The organism is Algoriphagus pacificus, assembly GCF_017254845.1.
GTDB lineage: Bacteria > Bacteroidota > Bacteroidia > Cytophagales > Cyclobacteriaceae > Algoriphagus > Algoriphagus pacificus.
Genome location: NZ_JAFKCU010000003.1, coordinates 144297 through 162909, shown reverse-complemented (window position 1 = coordinate 162909; position 18613 = coordinate 144297). Strand labels below are relative to the sequence as shown.

14 protein-coding genes are annotated in these 18613 nt (G+C 39.9%); 8 read left to right on the top strand and 6 right to left on the bottom strand.

Translation table 11 applies throughout. From position 1 onward, the window contains the following. Nucleotides 1–67 precede the first annotated feature (67 nt). From J0A69_RS13190 to J0A69_RS13165, 6 genes are all read left to right on the top strand, one after another. The gene (locus tag J0A69_RS13190) at nucleotides 68–1687 is read left to right on the top strand and encodes an ABC-F family ATP-binding cassette domain-containing protein (protein WP_206587076.1); all 1620 of its coding nucleotides are present in this window, start codon (nucleotides 68–70) and stop codon (nucleotides 1685–1687) included. 10 nt (nucleotides 1688–1697) lie between these two features. Beyond that, nucleotides 1698–3095, top strand: coding sequence for a sodium:solute symporter family protein (locus tag J0A69_RS13185; protein WP_206587075.1), 1398 nt, complete (start codon nucleotides 1698–1700; stop codon nucleotides 3093–3095). Continuing rightward, the gene (locus tag J0A69_RS13180) at nucleotides 3082–4263 is read left to right on the top strand and encodes a class I SAM-dependent rRNA methyltransferase (protein ID WP_206587074.1); all 1182 of its coding nucleotides are present in this window, start codon (nucleotides 3082–3084) and stop codon (nucleotides 4261–4263) included. The genes J0A69_RS13185 and J0A69_RS13180 overlap by 14 nt, the downstream gene beginning before the upstream one ends. A gap of 65 nt (nucleotides 4264–4328) precedes the next feature. After that, nucleotides 4329–4763, top strand: a complete 435-nt coding sequence (locus J0A69_RS13175; RefSeq protein WP_206587073.1) for a hypothetical protein — start codon at nucleotides 4329–4331, stop codon at nucleotides 4761–4763. Between the two features lie 184 nt (nucleotides 4764–4947). Next, nucleotides 4948–7260 (top strand): TonB-dependent receptor, encoded by a 2313-nt coding sequence (locus J0A69_RS13170; protein ID WP_206587072.1) that lies wholly within the window; start codon nucleotides 4948–4950, stop codon nucleotides 7258–7260. A 13-nt stretch (nucleotides 7261–7273) separates the two neighbouring features. Then, nucleotides 7274–7870: a hypothetical protein gene (locus tag J0A69_RS13165; protein WP_206587071.1), complete on the top strand. Its 597-nt coding sequence runs from the start codon at nucleotides 7274–7276 to the stop codon at nucleotides 7868–7870. Between the two features lie 68 nt (nucleotides 7871–7938). Here J0A69_RS13165 and J0A69_RS13160 read toward each other — a convergent pair whose 3' ends face one another. Continuing rightward, complete coding sequence (locus J0A69_RS13160) at nucleotides 7939–8403, bottom strand: hypothetical protein (RefSeq protein ID WP_206587070.1); 465 nt, start codon at nucleotides 8401–8403, stop codon at nucleotides 7939–7941. Between the two features lie 209 nt (nucleotides 8404–8612). Here J0A69_RS13160 and J0A69_RS13155 point away from each other — a divergent pair, with 209 nt between their 5' ends. Further along, complete coding sequence (locus J0A69_RS13155; RefSeq protein WP_206587069.1) at nucleotides 8613–11075, top strand: ligase-associated DNA damage response DEXH box helicase; 2463 nt, start codon at nucleotides 8613–8615, stop codon at nucleotides 11073–11075. Here J0A69_RS13155 and J0A69_RS13150 read toward each other — a convergent pair. From J0A69_RS13150 to J0A69_RS13135, 4 genes are all read right to left on the bottom strand, one after another. Beyond that, complete coding sequence (locus J0A69_RS13150) at nucleotides 11072–12520, bottom strand: TrkH family potassium uptake protein (RefSeq protein WP_206587068.1); 1449 nt, start codon at nucleotides 12518–12520, stop codon at nucleotides 11072–11074. The two genes, J0A69_RS13155 and J0A69_RS13150, sit on opposite strands and share 4 nt — an antisense overlap. Nucleotides 12521–12523: 3 nt before the next feature. Next, nucleotides 12524–13870, bottom strand: coding sequence for a Trk system potassium transporter TrkA (gene trkA / locus J0A69_RS13145; protein ID WP_206587067.1), 1347 nt, complete (start codon nucleotides 13868–13870; stop codon nucleotides 12524–12526). Nucleotides 13871–14036: 166 nt separating this feature from the next. Continuing rightward, nucleotides 14037–15281, bottom strand: a complete 1245-nt coding sequence (locus J0A69_RS13140; protein ID WP_206587066.1) for a DNA recombination protein RmuC — start codon at nucleotides 15279–15281, stop codon at nucleotides 14037–14039. After that, nucleotides 15271–16281: an alpha/beta fold hydrolase gene (locus J0A69_RS13135; protein WP_206587065.1), complete on the bottom strand. Its 1011-nt coding sequence runs from the start codon at nucleotides 16279–16281 to the stop codon at nucleotides 15271–15273. The genes J0A69_RS13140 and J0A69_RS13135 overlap by 11 nt, the downstream gene beginning before the upstream one ends. A gap of 85 nt (nucleotides 16282–16366) precedes the next feature. Here J0A69_RS13135 and J0A69_RS13130 point away from each other — a divergent pair, with 85 nt between their 5' ends. Continuing rightward, nucleotides 16367–17593 carry an Nramp family divalent metal transporter gene (locus J0A69_RS13130; protein ID WP_236032876.1) on the top strand — a complete coding sequence of 409 codons (1227 nt, stop codon included), beginning with the start codon at nucleotides 16367–16369 and terminating at the stop codon, nucleotides 17591–17593. Between the two features lie 3 nt (nucleotides 17594–17596). On the opposite strand, the gene ypfJ is transcribed toward J0A69_RS13130, so the two are convergent. Then, nucleotides 17597–18493 (bottom strand): KPN_02809 family neutral zinc metallopeptidase, encoded by an 897-nt coding sequence (gene ypfJ / locus J0A69_RS13125; RefSeq protein WP_206587063.1) that lies wholly within the window; start codon nucleotides 18491–18493, stop codon nucleotides 17597–17599. Nucleotides 18494–18613 lie beyond the last annotated feature (120 nt).

The following is an 18613-nucleotide window of genomic DNA, read 5'->3' as shown; positions in this document are numbered from 1 at the left end:
TTTGAATCACTATCCTACAAAAATTTAATTCATATCTTTGCGGCTCAAAAAAAAGAAGCAAAGCCTAATGATCTCAGTAGATAATCTTTCCCTCAAGTTTGGTAAAAGAACACTTTTTGATGAAGTAAGCGTAAAATTCACTCCTGGAAATTGCTATGGTGTGATCGGCGCCAATGGTGCTGGAAAATCAACATTTTTAAAGATCCTTTCCGGAGATATTGATAGTACCAGCGGTTCGGTAAATATCACCCCTGGTCAAAGAATGGCCGTATTAAGCCAGGATCACTTCAAATTTGATGAGGTAGAAGTTCTTAAAACCGTTTTGATGGGTCATACCAAGTTGTATTCCATCATGGAGGAAAAGGATGCTATCTACTTGAAAGAGGATTTTTCCGAAGAAGATGGATTAAGAGCATCAGAACTGGAAGCAGAGTTTGCTGAAATGGATGGATGGAATGCTGAGTCAGATGCAGCTTCTCTCCTCTCCGGCTTGGGTATTTCTGAAGATTTGCATTACCTACCGATGAATCAATTGGCTGGTAATCAAAAAGTAAGGGTTTTGTTAGCTCAGGCTCTTTTCGGTAATCCTGATATTTTGATTCTCGATGAACCTACCAACGACTTGGATTCAGAAACTATTGAATGGTTAGAGAACTTCCTGATTGATTTTAAAAACCTTGTTATCGTGGTTTCCCACGATCGTCACTTCTTGGATACAGTTTCCACACATATTGTGGATATTGACTTCTCAAAAATCAAAATCTACTCAGGTAACTATACTTTCTGGTACGAATCTTCCCAGCTGGCTCTGAAGCAAAGATCTGATCAAAACAAGAAGGCAGAAGAAAAGAGAAAAGAACTTCAATCCTTTATTGAGAGATTCTCTGCTAACGTGGCAAAATCCAAGCAGGCAACAGCCCGTAAGAAAATGCTTGAAAAGCTGAATGTGGATGAAATCCAACCTTCTTCCAGAAAGTATCCAGGTATCATTTTCAAACCTGAAAGAGAAGCTGGAGATCAGATATTCATGTCTGAAAACTTAGAGTTGAAAGCAGATGGAGTAACTTATTTCACCGATGTGAATCTGATGGTGGATAAAGGAGATAAAATAGCATTCATTTCAAGGACAAAGCAAGCAGTTAATAAGTTCTTCCAGACAATTATGGAAGAAATTCCTACTCAAAAAGGAAGCTTTAAATGGGGTGTTACTATCAATAAGGCATATTTGCCAAACGATAACTCGGAATATTTCAGCTCAGATATGAACCTGATAGACTGGTTGAGGCAATATTCTACCAACCAGGAAGAAGCTTATGTGAGAACCTTCTTGGGAAGAATGCTTTTCACAGGTGAAGAAACATTGAAAAAATCATCTGTCCTTTCCGGAGGTGAAAAAGTGAGATGTATGATCTCTAAAATGATGCTTCAAAATCCAAATCTTTTGGTGATGGACGAACCTACCAATCACTTGGATTTGGAATCTATTACTGCTTTCAACAATGCTGTAGTTGATTTTACAGGAACAGTTTTGATGTCTTCTTATGACCATGCTTTCGTTCAGTCTTCTGCCAATAGAATTGTAGAATTCACTCCAAACGGAACAATCGATAGAAGAATGCCTTATGATGCCTATTTGGAATCAGAGGAAATCAAGGCAATTCGAGAAAAGATGTACGGATCCAAATAAGCTCTAAGGGTTGCTACTCACTGCTATCATAATCTACCTAGCTATAACAGTTGGGATCGGTGCATGGTCAACAAGACTTGTAAAAAGCTCCAATGATTTTGTTTTAGCAGGAAGATCACTACCCCTATTCTTATCGGCATCTGCTTTATTTGCAACATGGTTTGGCTCCGAAACGATTTTCGGAGCCTCTTCTGTTTATTTGGAGGAAGGTTTGCAAGGCGTTATAGAAGATCCATTTGGTGGCGCACTTTGTCTCGTGCTTTTTGGAATGTTCTATCTAAGACCCATGTACCGAATGGGCGTTTTGACGATTGGGGATGTTTTTAAAAAGATCTTTGGAAAGAAAATCGAGTTTTTCTCTTCTGTTTTCATGGTTCCAGCCTACTTCGGTTATGTGGCCGCTCAATTGGTGGCTTTGAGCCTGGTTCTTGGTTCTATTACTGATCTTTCATTGACTGAAGGAATTCTAATTTCTTCTGCAATTGTTGTGTTTTATACTTTTCTGGGAGGAATGTGGGCCATTTCCATCACGGATTTCATCCAAACTACCATGATTGTGGTAGGGCTAGTTTGGGTATCAATAATGATCGCTCAGGAAGCTGGAGGTGTCTCGGCGATAATTGCCCAATCTCCTGAAGAAAGCTTCCAGTTCTTTCCGGATTCCAACCCCATTTCCTGGATCAATTATTTCGGGGCCTGGATAATCTTAGGTTTAGGAAGTATCCCTAGCCAGGATATTTACCAGCGTGTCATGTCTTCCAAATCAGGGAAAGTCGCAGTTCAATCCACTTATTTAGCAGGAGGTTTTTACCTGAGCTTTGGTTTATTACCCTTATTTATTGCTTTGGGGGCCAAAGTTCTCTATCCTGAACTCTACCTGGAAAACCAGCAAATGCTCTTACCAACCATGATCCTTGCACATGGTGGCTTACCAATTCAAATCGTATTCTTTGGGGCTTTGATATCTGCTATCATGAGTACGACAAGTTCAGGGCTTCTGGCTCCTGCCGCAATCATTTCAGAAAACCTGGTCAAACCCTATTTTGGAGAAAGACTGAAAGACAAAAATCTGCTTTGGATCCTGCGAACAAATATTGTTTTCGTAGCCATTATTGCAACGACCATTGCAACCATGGAATCAAACATATATGACTTAGTCGCGGGAGCATCCATTTTAATGTTGGTATCTTTGTTTGTCCCTTTGACAGCAGGCTTGTATTGGAAAAAAGCCAATGCGGCGGGTGCACTGCTTTCCATGTTTATAGGAATGGTAGCCTATTTGGTAGCAGATCAATTTGAATCAATGATACCATCACATCTTATTGGATTGATATTTAGTATTTTAGCAATGATAATCGGAAGCTACGCTTTCCCTGCACGAACCCTTACAAACGATGAATTATCCTAAGATTAGCTTAAAAAAAGGAAAAGAGATTTCCTTAAAAAGAAGACACCATTGGGTCTTTTCTGGAGCCATTTATGATATGCCAGATGATCTACAGAATGGTGATTTGGTATCAGTATTTTCATCTAAAAAGGAGTTTTTGGGTACTGGACACTTTTCCCATGGTTCCATTATGGTTCGGATTATTTCCTTTGAAGAAAGGGAAATCAATCAAGAATTTTGGAATGAAAAAATAGCCTCAGCTTTTGCCCTAAGACAAAGTCTTGGGTTGACAGAAAACGAAGAAACAAATGTCTATCGTTTGATCCATGGAGAGGGAGATTTGCTGCCGGGTTTGATTGTGGATTTCTACAACGGAACAGCAGTTATTCAGGCTCATCATGTAGGAATGCATGCTCATGTAAAGGAAATCGCTTCAGCCATCAAATATACTTTTGGAGATAAACTGGCAGGTGTTTTTGATAAAAGTGCAGAAACACTTCCTAAGAATCTTGGGATTTCTTCCAATGAATGGATCATTGGCGAACCAAAAACCGATTTGGTTCAGGAATATGGAGCCACTTATAAAATCGATTGGGAAAAGGGTCAAAAGACTGGTTTTTTCATTGATCAGAGAGAAAACAGGAAATTGTTAGCCTCCTTTTCTGCTGGCAAAAAAGTATTGAACACCTTTTGCTACTCTGGAGGTTTCTCGGTCTTAGCGTTAAAAGAGGGAGCATCTGAAGTTCATTCGGTAGACATTTCTCCAAAAGCAATCGAATTGACCGAAGAAAATGTGGCCTTAAATCCAGACATAAAAGGTAAGCATGAATCCAAAGTGGCCGATGTAGTGAAATACATCCGCGAAATCGGAGATGATTATGATATCATCGTTTTGGATCCTCCGGCCTTCGCCAAAAACCTGAAAGCCCGTCATAATGCAGTTCAGGCATACAAAAGACTAAATGCAGAGGCGTTAAAGAAAATCAAGTCAGGTGGAATTCTCTTTACATTCTCTTGTAGTCAAGTAGTGGACAAGGCTCTTTTTGCCAATACAATTACAGCTGCTGCGATGGAAAGCGGACGTAAAGTCAAAATCCTTCATCAGGTAACCCAACCGGCAGATCATCCTGTGAATATATTTCATACAGAAACCGAGTATTTGAAAGGTTTGGTACTATTTGTTGAGTAATTCCTATAAAAACCGACTCTTCGTATCTTCTTTTCAACTATTTTCACCTATCAAACTCAAAAAACATGTATACAGGATTACAACATTTACATTCTGGCTTAGCCTATTTGGTCCTTTTAGCGCTCGTTTGCATTATCATTTATGCACTAATCGGTACGCTTTCTAATCGTGAATTCACAGACAAAGACAGAAAAATTGCATTGATAGGTTTCATCCTTTCTCATATCCAATTGACTGTTGGATTGATTCTTTATTTCGTAAGCCCGCTGGGTTTTGAATTATTAAAATCAGGTTCCGCTATGTCTGACCCTGCTGCAAGGTTAACAGCAGTAGAGCATCCAATCATTAATATCATCGCGATTGTGCTAATCTCTATTGGTTATATCAAGGCGAAAAAAGGAACAGTATCAAAAGTCCGATTCAGAACCATTTACATGATGTATGCAGTCGGATTGCTTCTTTTATTGACAAGAATTCCTTGGACTGCTTGGTTAGGATAATCCTTTCAAACTCCATACAAAGTCCGGCTCTTTCAAGTCGGACTTTTTTTATTTCATCTTGAAAATAGCACTATTTGTCCTGTAATTTTGCCACTTGAATAGCCAATTATAAGGTAATTCACATTTTTGCAACTTTGTTTCATTTACACTAGTTTAATCAGAAAATGGATTCTACTTTTGTTTTGTGAAAACAATTAAAGCTGCTGCTCTAACCTTATTCTTTGGATTACTTTTCCATTCCCTGACATTTGCACAAAAATGTGATCTATCCATCAGGGGTAAAATCCTACACTTGGAAAACAACGATCCAATTGAAGGGGCATATATCTGGATAGTAGAAAGCGCAACCGGAGCAGTATCTGATGAAAACGGAAACTTTATCGTCAAAAATCTTTGTGCTGGAAATTATTCCTTGACCATCCAATATTTGGGGCACAAAGAGATCAAGGATACACTGACCTTAAACTCCAATAACTTCAATAAAACCTATAGACTCGAAGAAGAATCACTTGATCTGAGCGGAGTTGAAATACATGGACATAAGCTAGCTGTGCAGACTACCACAGCAGTAACAGCGCTATATGGAGATGCTCTTTTGGAGGCAAGGGGAGAAAATCTAGGAGAAAGCCTAAAACGGATTTCTGGTGTGACTACTTTTTCTACCGGAAACAGTATTTCAAAGCCTGTTATTCATGGCATGCATAGCAATAGGATCATGATTTTGAATAATGGAATCAGGCTTGAAGGTCAACAATGGGGAGCAGAACATGCACCGGAAATTGACCCTTTTGTGGCAGATGAAATCACGGTGATTAAAGGAGCAGAAACAGTGCGCTACGGGCCAGAAGCCATGGGAGGAGTGATTTTGGTAAATCCAGCTCCACTCCCAACTAAAAAAAATCCAAAAACAAATATCTACCTCACAGGAGCCAGCAATGGAAGAAGTGGCAATATCTCTGTTTCCCATGCTAATGGCTCAGACAAAATCAAGGGCTTAGGTTATCAGGTTCAGGCTTCTGCCAAAAGAGCCGGAAATATCCACTCTCCCGATTATTACCAAGGGAATACTGGATTGAGTGAATTGAACTTTTCAGGTTCTCTAGGCTATAGCAGTACCAAACTTGGAATAGAAGGTTATTACAGTTACTTCAATACGACTTTGGGGATTTTACGTGATTCCCATACCGGAAACTTGGATGATTTGATCAACATTATAAAAAACGGAAGACCATTTTCTGATCCAGGATTTACCTATGAAATCATCAATCCAAAGCAGGTAGTATCCCACCATTTGGCAAAATTGAAATCACATTATCACTTGTCAGATTCTTGGAAACTCAATTTCCAATACGGTTTTCAAGCAAACAATAGACAGGAGTTTGACAAAAGAAGAGGTGATCTGAATGCAAAGCCTAGTCTTGATTTGGAGCTTTTCACCAATACACTAGATTTATTTGTTGATCATAGTTTAAAAAATGAATGGAGTGGCAGCTTCGGGATCAATGCCATACAACAAGCCAACAGCAATGTTCCTGGAACGGGAGTCACTCCTTTGATTCCTAATTACGACATGTTGAATTTGGGGATTTACGCCATTGAAAAATACAGCAAAGGTCCTTTGGAAGTAGAAGGTGGTCTCCGTTTTGATACCAGATCAGTAAGCACTGCGAGATATGTGCAATCTGAACTTCAAACAGCAGATCTGAGCTATAATAATTTCTCAGCTTTCATTGGAACGCTCTATCAGGTTAGTCCCAAAATTACTTTCAATTCAAATCTGGGAACGGCTTGGCGTCCACCAAATGTCAATGAATTGTTCAGTGAGGGCTTGCATCATGGAGCAGCTGCAGTTGAAATCGGTGATGCCGATTTAAACTCCGAAAAATCCATAAAATGGGTCAATGAAATAGAATATGACGGAACAAAAACTCATTTGGAGATCACTGGATATGCCAATCATATTAAGGATTATATCTACCTAAACCCAACTGGCGATACCTTTGTATCATTAAGAGGGACCTTCAATGTCTATGAATACCTGCAGGCAAATGCCTTTTTCTACGGGGTTGATTTCTCTGCGAGTTACGAATTTTCAAATCGCCTGAATGGCTATGCAAAGGGTTCTATCATCCGGGCAAAAAATACCGAGGAGGATAATTACTTTCCTTTTATCCCTTCTGATCGAATGGATTGGGGCTTGGCTTTCAAATTCGGTTCACTCACTTCCACTAAGACCAACAAGCTGACGTTAAGCAATATGCTGGTAGCAAGGCAAAAAAGGGAACCGGATTTTGATTTGGCTCCTGCCCCACCTGCTTATGCCTTATTCAATTTGGGTTACCAAAGACAACTGGAGATTGGGAAGGACAAATTGAATTTGGGACTTCAAGTTCAAAACTTATTTAACACTTCTTACAAGGAATACATGAACCGATTCAGGTATTTCACTGATGATATGGGAAGAAATATTCTATTGAAAATTAATTATCAATTCTAAACTATAACCAACAATGATGAGATTCAAAAACAGAACATTTTTAGCCTGCGCCCTTTTTGGATTAGCTTTGGCATCTTGTAAAAGCGAGGATCCTGTGATTGAAAATGATGAGGAAGTGATTACGGATGTGACGCTTCGATTTACCGAATTAAATTCCTCAGGAACTTCAGTAGGTGATCCTTTTGAATTTAAAGCAAGTGATCCTCAGGGAATCGAATTAGGAACACCAACTATTGAATCGGTAACACTAAGCAAAGGAAAATCTTATAAGATGGAAATCATCCTTTTCAATTCCATAGCTGGTGAAGACATCACCGCTGAAGTTCAGGAGGAAGCAGATGAACACCAGTTTTTCTTCTTGGGAACCGCATTTGTAGGTTCTCCGGTTTTGACTTATTCTTACAATGATCAGGGAGGAGAATTAATTGGTTTGAACGGAACAGTAATGGTATCCCAAAGCCCAGGGTTCAACAATGCCAATATGCGTATTATCCTTCGTCATGACTTGGACAAAAACTATCCAGGAGCAACAAATCCTAACTTTGAAAACTTTGCCCAAGCGGGAGGTGAAACAGATCTTGATATCACTTTTCCATTGGTATTGGAATAATCTGAAAATTAAAACCAACAAAAAAGGCAGCTCATTGGCTGCCTTTTTTCATTATATCTTAATTGCTCTCATTGATTAGCATTCGCTCCTACATTTCCAGAAACCAAAATTACGTCATAATCAGGACCATCGGCAGCCAAATGAACTTTCACATGGCCGTTAAAGGTCTTGAAGCTCTCATAATTGATTGTATTTCCATTAGCAAGTTTATTCAAGATAGTAGCTCCATCAAGTGAACTTGCAAAAACTGGATTCAACATCGCTGCCATAGGCGCATCTGGAGTTTCAACAGGTCCATAGTGTAAGTGTGCTGGATATGTCACTGCTTTGCTCCCCTTCTCTCCTTTCAAAGTAATCACAAATTCCAAATCTCCAGTTGGGAGTTCACCAACTTCCAATTGTCCAGTGTATTTATATTCACTGGCCTGCTGTAATTCATAAATAGTCGATTGAACATAGCGGGAAGGTCTTTCAGTTTCTTTGCATGCGAAAAAAACAAACCCTATTAAAAAAGCTAAAACTAATTTCTTCATATCTAAATTCTTTCAATTGTGAAACGTTTTCACATGTAAGATGTTTTCTTAATTCAAAATTGAAACAATCGAGTTCATTTACCAAAAACTCAATTAATAAATCCTAAGTAGAGCTGAACATTAATGAAGATTTCCGACAATCTCTATCAAAGTTTGGTTTTAATCTAAGAAATCAATCAATTTCAGTTTCCAAATCACCCTAAAGATCCATGGAGGAAAAAAGGCTCAAGATTGCATTTGAATACTTTCGAAAGAAAGGTTGGGAGCCATTTCCTTTTCAGATTCAAACCTGGAATGATTTTTTGGATGGCAAATCAGGACTCTTGAATGCGCCTACCGGATCAGGAAAAACCTTTGCACTTTGGTTTCCAGTTATTTTGGAATACATCCAAAACAATCCAGGTGATTGGCAAAAGCCAAAGAAAAATGGAATTCAACTAATCTGGGTGACTCCACTCCGGGCTTTGGCACAGGACATTCAACTTGCCATGCAGGAAGTCTGTGAATCCATTGGGCTGCCTTGGAAAGTGGCAGTACGAAATGGAGATACGGATGCTAAAACCAGAGCTGCATTAAAAAGAAATCCTCCAGAATGTCTGATCACCACACCTGAGACCCTACACGTTCTGATATCACAGAAAGAGCATTCCAAACTTTTTCAAACAGTCCAATCCATAGTGGTAGATGAGTGGCATGAATTGGTTGGAAATAAACGGGGTGTACAGGTTCAATTGGCTTTAGAGTACATCCAATCTATATGTCCATCAACATTCCGGAGATGGGCAGTTTCAGCAACTTTGGGAAATCTGGAAGAAGCTGCTTCAACCCTTTTGGGGAAAAAGCTACCAGTTCATATCGTCAAAGCTGAGATTGAAAAGGAAATAATTCTGCATTCTGTTTATCCTGAAGAAATCGAAAAGTATCCCTGGTCAGGGCATTTAGGCATCAAAATGCTGGATCAGGTTACCCCAATCATCAAAGACGGAAGAACGGTTTTACTTTTCACCAATACCCGCTCCCAGACAGAAATATGGTATCAAAAGATTTTGGAAGCAAGACCTGATTGGGCAGGCTGGATTGCCATGCATCATGGTTCTTTGGATATGAGTGTGCGTTCTTGGGTTGAGCAAGCCTTGCATGAAGGCAAACTCAAATTAGTTGTCTGTACCTCAAGTTTAGATTTGGGAGTGGATTTCAGGCCTGTGGATAGAGTCATTCAAGTGGGTAGTCCAAAAGGAGTTTCTCGCTTTATTCAAAGAGCTGGAAGAGCTGGACATCAACCTGGATTACCTTCAGAAATCTTTTTTGTACCCACCAATTCTTTGGAGTTGATTGAGGCTTCAGCACTCCGGGATGCCATAGAAAATGGAGAGATGGAATCCCAATTTCCTCCGGATCTCCCCTACGATGTTTTGATTCAATTTCTAGTCACTATGGCTGTGGGTGAAGGTTTGGATTCAGAAAAAATCTATAATGTGGCCATTCAAACCCGTTCATTCCAGAACCTAAGTAAAGAAGAAATGGAATGGCTCATGGATTTCATCACCAAAGGAGGCAACTCCCTTGGCAGTTATGAAGATTTCCTAAAAGTTAGTTTGGATGAAGAGGATGGACTCTTCAAAGTCAAGAATAAAAGGATTGCGATGAAGCATCGGCTTTCGATGGGAACCATTGTTTCTGATGCAATGCTCAAAGTCAAATTCAAAAATGGCGCATACTTAGGCTCGGTCGAGGAATACTTTATTTCAAAAATGAAGATAGGTGACCGCTTCTTTTTCGCAGGCAGAAACTTAGAACTTTTGCAGGTGAAGGATATGAATGCCCTTGTCAAGCTCTCTGAAAAGAAGACGAAAAACGTGGTTTCTTGGATGGGTGCCCGCATGTCGCTTTCCTCAAAGCTTTCGGAAAAGATCCGGGAAATCTTGGAACACTATAACGAGGGAAAATACATTTCCGAAGAAATCGTGAGAGTACTTCCCATTCTAGACCTTCAAAACCGCCTATCTGTTGTACCAAATCGGGATACTTTTCTAATAGAATATCATCGTAGTCGCGAAGGCTATCATTTGTTCTTTTATCCTTTTGAGGGAAGAATGATCCATGAACTCATGAGTGCCATGATTGCCTACCGGATCAGTGTGAAATACCCTGTTTCCTTTAGCATCGCCATGAATGATTATGGCTTTGAGCTGCTTTCTGACAGTCCGATAGCAATCGAAGAACTGTTGGAAGAGGACCTTTTTAGCCTGGAGAATATCCATGAGGATATCCGAACCTGCGTCAATGAAAGTGAAATGGCCAGAAGGAAGTTTAGGGAAATCGCCAGCATTGCGGGTTTGGTTTTTCAGGGTTATCCCGGAAAACCAACCACCTTTAAGCATATTCAAGCCAATTCCAGTTTGTTGTTTCAGGTTTTTGAAACCTATGATCCAGGCAACTTACTTCTCAAACAGGCGCATGAAGAAGCAATCAACCAGCAAATGGACCAGGATAAATTGATTCGAGCAATGAAAAAGATCAATCGCCAACAAATCCTGCTTAAATATCCAGTTCAGTTTACACCATTTTCCTTCCCTATCATGGTGGATCGACTCAGCCGAACTTCTATTTCATCCGAAACGATTGAGGATAGAATTGTAAAGATCCAAGCTCAGTTTGAGATTCAGGATTAATTAGCTCTCCAGAAGAATGGAGTGAATAAAATTAGGATAGTGAAGAGTTCCAATCTTCCTAAAAGCATAATAAAGGAAAGGAATACTTTGGCCGTGGAAGATAAAAACGCGAAATTATCCACTGGTCCCACTTTACCGATTCCCGGACCTACGTTTCCAAGACAAGTTGCCACAGCACCCAATGAAGTTTGAAGATCATAACCCATGATCGACATGACAAACGCCCCAAAAACAAAGGTCAGCAAGTAAATCAAGAGGAAGTTCATGATATGGGTAATAATCCTTCCTGTAACTCTGTCACCGTTAATCATCAAAGGAACAATAGCCCTAGGATGAACTAGTCTTTTAAACTCTAAATAAGAGTTTTTGAAAAAGGTCAAGTGCCTTACAAACTTGATCCCACCTGCTGTTGAACCTGCGGAGGCACCCACAAAAAGTAGAATAAAGCAAATAAAGGTAACCCCATTGCCATATTGGGTGTAGTCATCTGAGACAAATCCAGTGGTGGTAATCAATGAAACAACCTGAAATGCAGACTTTCTAAATGCCAATTCTGCATCAGTTCCCATTTTAGCATAGATGGGAAAAAACAGGGCAATAGAAATAAGCATGACGATAAAAGCATAGGCTTTAAACTCATCACTTTTCAGCACTCTCCTGAATTTACCAACCAATCCAAAGTAAATAACTGTGAAGTTGGTACCAGCCAAAAACATAAATACTATTGCCGTGTACTGGATAAAAGCAGAATCATAGTAAGCCATGCTGGCATTTTTGGTGGAAAACCCACCGGTGGCCAAAGTAGTCAAAGCATGGTTAATGGCATCGTAAAAAGTCATGCCTCCTACCCAATATAAAGCTGTAGCTGCTATTGTCAAACCCACATACACATACCAAAGTCTTTTGGCAGTTTCTGAAATTCTTGGATGAACTTTATCAGAAGTAGGCCCCGGGGATTCAGCTACAAATAGCTCGATTCCGCCGATTCCCAAAAGAGGAAAAATTGCAACGGTTAATACGATAATCCCTAAGCCTCCAATCCACTGCAACATACTTCTCCAGAAGAGAAGTCCTTTCGGCATGGCCTCAATATCATTTAAAATCGATGCTCCTGTGGTTGTAATACCAGAGGTAGTTTCAAACAAAGCATCCGAGAAAGAGGAAATTTCATGGCTTAGTACAAAAGGCAACATTCCAAATCCTGCCATAAAAAGCCAGCTCAGCGATACGATCAGGTACCCTTCTCTCTTTCTGATATTTTGATCCTGCTTGGAAAATGAGAAAAATAGAGTTGTGCCAATGATTATGGTAATCACAGCAGAACTCAGAACTGGCCAAGGATCTTCTTCAAAGTAAACTGAAAAACCAACACCGGGAAGCATCAGTAAACCAATGAGCACCAAGAGGGCTCCCATGATTTTCCCGATCTCTTTGAAATGAATCATGCTTTAATGAAAAAGTTTTTCGAGTGATCCTTTCGCCTCAGGTAGGGCCAAAACAATTGCTTTATCATTTAATTGAAGCATAAAATCTCCGTCTGGAATAAATACTTCTTCTCCCCTGATCACTCCAGCCACAATGGCTGAATCAGGAAAATGGAGTTCTCGTAATGGATTTTTAATCAATCGATTTGATTTGCAGACAGAATATTGGATAAACTCCGCATCAACCCCATAAATACCTGAAACTGCTTCCACCGTACCCTTTTTCAAGTAACGGGAAATCTCATTTGCAGCAACCAGCTTTTTATTGATCAAGGAATCCACGCCAATACTGTGCGAAATATGGATGTATTCTCGGGTGTCCACATGTGCAATGGTCTTGTAAACACCATGGTTTTTAGCGGTCAGGGAAGTAATGATATTCGTTTCTGAAGACTCCGTCAATGCCAAAAAAGCATCCATTTGCTCCAATCCTTCCTCTACCAACAGTTCAATATTCTTATAATCCCCATTGATGACCAGGGTGTTTTTTAGATTTTCTGCCAACCATTTGCAGCGTTCTTTATCTTTATTGACCAAAGTAACCCTAAAATGATCCTCTAGTCTTAGCGCTGTGGTCAAGGCCATATCATCCCCTCCAATAATCATCACATTTTTGATGATCACTTTCTTTTGGCCCAAAACCTCCATTATACTTTCCGTATTCTTCTTGTTGGATATAAAGAATACGTGATCATTATTACGGATAATGGTACTTCCTCTTGGAATGATTGTTTTCTGATCCCGAAGGATGGCAATGATTCGGATATCCTCAAAAATCGGATTCGTTTTGGTATCCATAATCCGCTGGTTTACCAGAGGGTTTGACTGATCCAAAGTGATTCCGACAATATTCAGTTTTCCTCCACCAAAATCAAAAACCTCAGTAAAACTCGAGTTTTCAATCATATTGAAAATCTCCCTGCTGCAAAGCATGGTAGGAGAAATCAGGTTATCTATCCCTAGATTTTTGAAATAATTGACATTCTCTGGATCGAGGTAGGAATGGTTTCTAACCCTCGCCATCACTCGTTTGGCGCCTAATTGCTTTGCCAAAACAGCCGTAACGATATTGGTTTTTTCGGAGGTAGTCACCGCTAAAACCATACTTGCACGATCGACATTGGCTTGCTGTAGGATTTCAAAAGAGGTAGAGTCCCCTTGAACCGTCAATACGTCTAATTTGGAAGCTACATATTCCAGCACCTCCCTATCGGTATCAATCAGTGTTATATCCTTGTTATCATAGCTTAATTGCTCGGCCAGGTGATATCCCATATCTCCTGCTCCTGCAATCACGATATTCATCCCCATAGAGGTAATTCGAGTGATTTAAACAGCTGCAAAATTAACACCTTTCTAAATGACAATCAGTCATTAAGCTATTTCTTTTGCGAATAAGCATTCAAAGTACTCAATCTCTTGATTTATGATAAAAAAAATGGGAGAAAATTTCAGTTATCCTCCTATAATTAACTTATTAATCCTCTAAAAACTTCGTACTTTCAGTCTCTGGAAGTTCTTGCACGTCCTTTAATTTCCTTTGAATCGCCCTCGTTCTGGCTCCTACCAGCTTATCAAGCTCAGAATTTGCCTCGCCCAATTTCTTTTGGGTTTTCTCTATCAGCTCTCCAAATTTCCCGAACTCAGTTTTTATTGCTCCCAAAACCTGCCATACTTCTGAACTTCTCTTTTGAATGGCAAGAGTTCTAAATCCCATCTGAAGGCTATTCAAAATCGCAGAAAGCGTGGTTGGTCCTGTCACCAATACCTTGTAATCTTGCTGGATTTGTTGGGAAAGTCCGGGCTCTCGTAAAATTTCAGCATATAGACTTTCCACAGGTAGAAACAAGATTGCGAAATCTGTGGTAAAAGGCACTTGGATATATTTATCACGGATATCTATGGCTGCTTTTTTTACAGCTTTGATCAATTCTGCTCGTGCAATTTCAATTTCCTTTTTATTAATCAGTTCGTAAGCATCAACCAAACGCAGGTAGGATTCCTGAGGAAATTTTGAATCAATGGGTAACAAAACCTGCGCATCATTTCCAGGCATTTTCACCGCAAACTCCACCCTTTCTCTTCCTGAATTCCCAATTGCCGCATTGAGAATGTATTGATCCGGAGTTAACAGGTTTTCCAAAATGGCCTGCAGCTGATATTCTCCCAATACGCCTCTACTTTTCACATTGCTTAGCACCCGCTTCAGATCTCCCACACCATGCGCCAAACTTTGCATTTCCCCCAATCCTTTCTGCACAGCCTGCAATTGATTGCTTACCATCTCAAAAGACTGTCCGAGTCTTGTTTCTAAGGTCTTTTGAAGCTTTTCATCAACTGTCTCTCGAATCTTTTCCAAGCGAAGCTCAGTAGTTTTCATCAGGTCTTCCTGCCTTCTGTTGAGCTCCTCGAATTTCTCTTTTTGTAAGGAATTAAAGTCTTGGACGTTTTTGCGGAAAACTTCTCCAAAGCTTTTCAAAGCTTCATTTTGATCTCTCGAGCTCGCCCTTTGATTGTCAAAAACCAGTCGGAACTGATGCATTAAATTCTCATTGGATTCCTTTCGGGCCTGTGCCAATGCCTGTTCCATTTCTCTGCTCATTCGCATCAGTTCTGACTGAAGCAGTTGGCTGGAAGTATCCTTCTTTCCCTTTAAGAAAAGAATAAATAAAATGACAGCTTGAAGAATTAGGACTAGAATTAAAATCAATTCAGTGGACATGGGTCAAATAATTGGGACCCTTAAAGTAGTCTTTTCGGATTTCCACGCCTAAGAAGGAAAGGTATTCTGCGACAGTTTCAGTCGGTATTTCCTCCATCGGTACATGACCCGCTCCATCAAAAATCACCAAATGAGAGCCTGGAATAGCCTTTTCTATAAGATATGCTTGTTTCAAAGGAATCCATCGATCCTCTTTTCCCCACATGATGAGGGTTGGCATTTTTACTACGTCGAAATCAAAATCATAGTCTCTAGGAATAGATAACCTGTCCAAAGTGGCTTTTCTATTGCCATCCCGAAGCATCAACTCATAATAGCGATCAATTTTATCCGCAGTGATTTTATCTGAATCAAAATACACCTCTCGCATATTCATGGCAAAAAGAAACTTGGGAGTGCATTTCAAAAGGATTTTTGAGAAAATCGGATTGGAAGTCAGTTTAAAAATAAGCCCCTTATCCTGAGATTCTTCTTTCTCTTCTAATTGCCTTACCGGGGGCATTGGCGCTCCTGAAGCATCAATCAGATTCAGACTCAAAACTTTATCAGGCCTAGTTGAGGCCATTTGTAAAGCTACAGCTCCCCCCATTGAATTGCCAGCCACATGAAATTTCTCCAAACCTAGTTTTTCTGCCAAAGACAAAACCAGATGGCTATAATCTTTAATCGTGTAGCGTTGCAACTCATCTGGCCCAGTTAGTCCGTGTCCTGGAAAATCCAATGAAATGGTCATAAAGTATGGACTCAATTCGTATTGCCAATTTTCCCAAGTATGCAGAGAAGAAAAGCTCCCATGTAGCAAAAAGATAGGATCACCTTGCCCCATGATCCTTACATGGATATTTTGACCGTTGATTTTGAAAAAATGAGATTCTGGAGTTGCCCACTTCTGATCAATCTCGTCTCTGGAAATGTCATTTCTGTATAAAAGCATCAAGAAAAAGACACAAGCTAAAAGCAGTGCAGCAACGACTTTAAAAATTCTTTTAATCCAAATCATATTCTCTTGTTCAGCATTTTAAATGCTTTCAATTAAAATCTACAAAAAATCTCTTAAATCTCTATTTTGCAGAAAAACCAAAACATTGTCTCTAACCACCTTTTTTAAAAACCTTGGACCAGGCCCTGTTATTGCAGCCGCTTTTATTGGTCCAGGTACCGTTACAGTTTGCACTCTTGCAGGGGTAAATTTTGGTTACTCTCTGCTCTGGGCTCTTGCCTTATCAATTGTTGCTACCTTAGCCCTTCAAGAAATTTCTGGCAGGATCGGAATCAGTACAGGACAAGATTTGAGCCAATTGCTAAGGAATTCAACTGGAAACCGACTATTTAAGTTTCTTTCAATGGCTTTGGTCCTTCTTGCCATTGTGTTGGGTAATGCTGCCTACGAATCTGGAAACATAACCGGAGCAAATCTTGGTTTGGAAATCTTCTGGAAATTTCCGGTTTGGAACTTGGGCCAATTGCAAATTCAAACAGGAAATCTTCTCATAGGTATTACTGCCTTTCTCCTACTTTATTTAGGTAACTACAAAGCCCTTGAGAAGTTCTTGGTTGGGATGGTAATCTTGATGTCCATCTCATTTATAATTACGGCCATTTTAACAAAACCAGATTGGTTAGGTGTTTTTGCCGGATTTAAACCAACTTGGAATTCAGATGAATTCTTGACTATTGTTTCCTTAATCGGAACTACAGTGGTTCCCTATAATTTATTTCTATACGCCAGCCTAGCGCATAAAAAATGGAAAAATACCGAGGGTATTTCTTGGATGAAGTTGGATATAGGTATTTCTGTAGTTCTAGGCGGTTTGGTATCCATGGCTATTTTGATGGTTGGAGCGGCCAACTTAAATTCTGAAGTAAGCAGTGCCTTGGATGTATCAAAAGGGCTAGAACCCGTTTTTGGTCCAATGGCCAAATACCTCATGGGAGTTGGATTTTTGGCAGCAGGCTTAACTTCCTCCATTACTGCTCCTTTAGCGGCTGGATTAGTTGTCTGCGGAGTCATGGGTTGGAGTCAGGAACTAGAGTCTGCATCCATGAGAAAATCAATTGGATTGGTTTTATTGCTAGGGTTGATTTTTGCTTCCTTCGGCATTAAACCGGTCCAATTGATCACCTTGGCTCAACTTGCTAATGGAATTCTTCTCCCCTGTATCAGTGCCTGGATAATTTGGGTAGGCGCTCAACAATCAATTATGGGAAACCATAAAAGTAAGACGAGCAGTAATCTGGTCTATTTAGCTATTTGGCTGATCACTTTGATACTTGGTGTCAAAAGTATTGGAGCTGTTTTTGGAGCTTGGTAGAAATTACAGACTTGGATCACTAAAGGTATCACCTTGCCTCAAATCCCCTGTTTCAAAACCCTTTCTAAACCATTTCATTCGCTGGGCGGAAGTTCCATGTGTAAATGAATCCGGTACTACTCTTCCTCCTGACTGCTTTTGCAATCTGTCATCCCCAATGGCATTGGCAGCATTCAATGCTTCCTCCAAATCTCCCCTATCCAGCCATTCTTTGGACCTTTGGCTGTGATAAGCCCAAGCGCCTGCTAGAAAATCAGCCTGCAATTCCAATTTTACAGAATATTGATTGTATTCTTTTTCACTCAATTCCCCTCTGAGACTATGAACCTCATCAGTTATTCCCATTATTTTCTGAATATGATGACCCACTTCGTGGGCGATGACATAGGCCTGGGCAAAATCTCCGGGAGCATTTAATTTTCTCTCCATGTCCTCAAAAAAACTTAGATCTATGTAAAGCTTTTCATCAGCTGGACAATAGAAAGGACCCGTAGCTGAGGAAGCCATACCACAAGCTGAGGAGACAGAATTGGTAAACAACACCAAAGTTGGATTTCTGTAATTCTCCAGTTCTTGGTTCCAAACATCTTCTGTATCTGCTAAAATGATGGAGCAGAATTCCGCTAATTCATTCTCCTCTGCGGTAGGTTCATAATTGGTTTCTGTTGTAAAACCTTGTCCTCCACCCATCATTCCTCCAATCAGGGAAAGTGGATTCGTTCCCGTCACAACTGAGAAAACCACGACAATACCGACTATTATCAGACCTGTTTTTGAAAATAAAATCTTTAACAATGGACCAATCAATAAGGGATTAAATCCGCCTCCACCCATTCCCGAACCGCTTCTACCCCTTCTGTCATCAATATTGGAGCTTTGTCTTTTTCCTTGCCATTTCATACCAAAATATTTTGTTTGTTACCGAAAGCTTCTTCAAATTCCATCTGAAATCTAATCTCCCCAAAATTAAAACTGATCTGAAGCAGTAATTTTTAATTATTTAAAAGTTGAACAATTAAA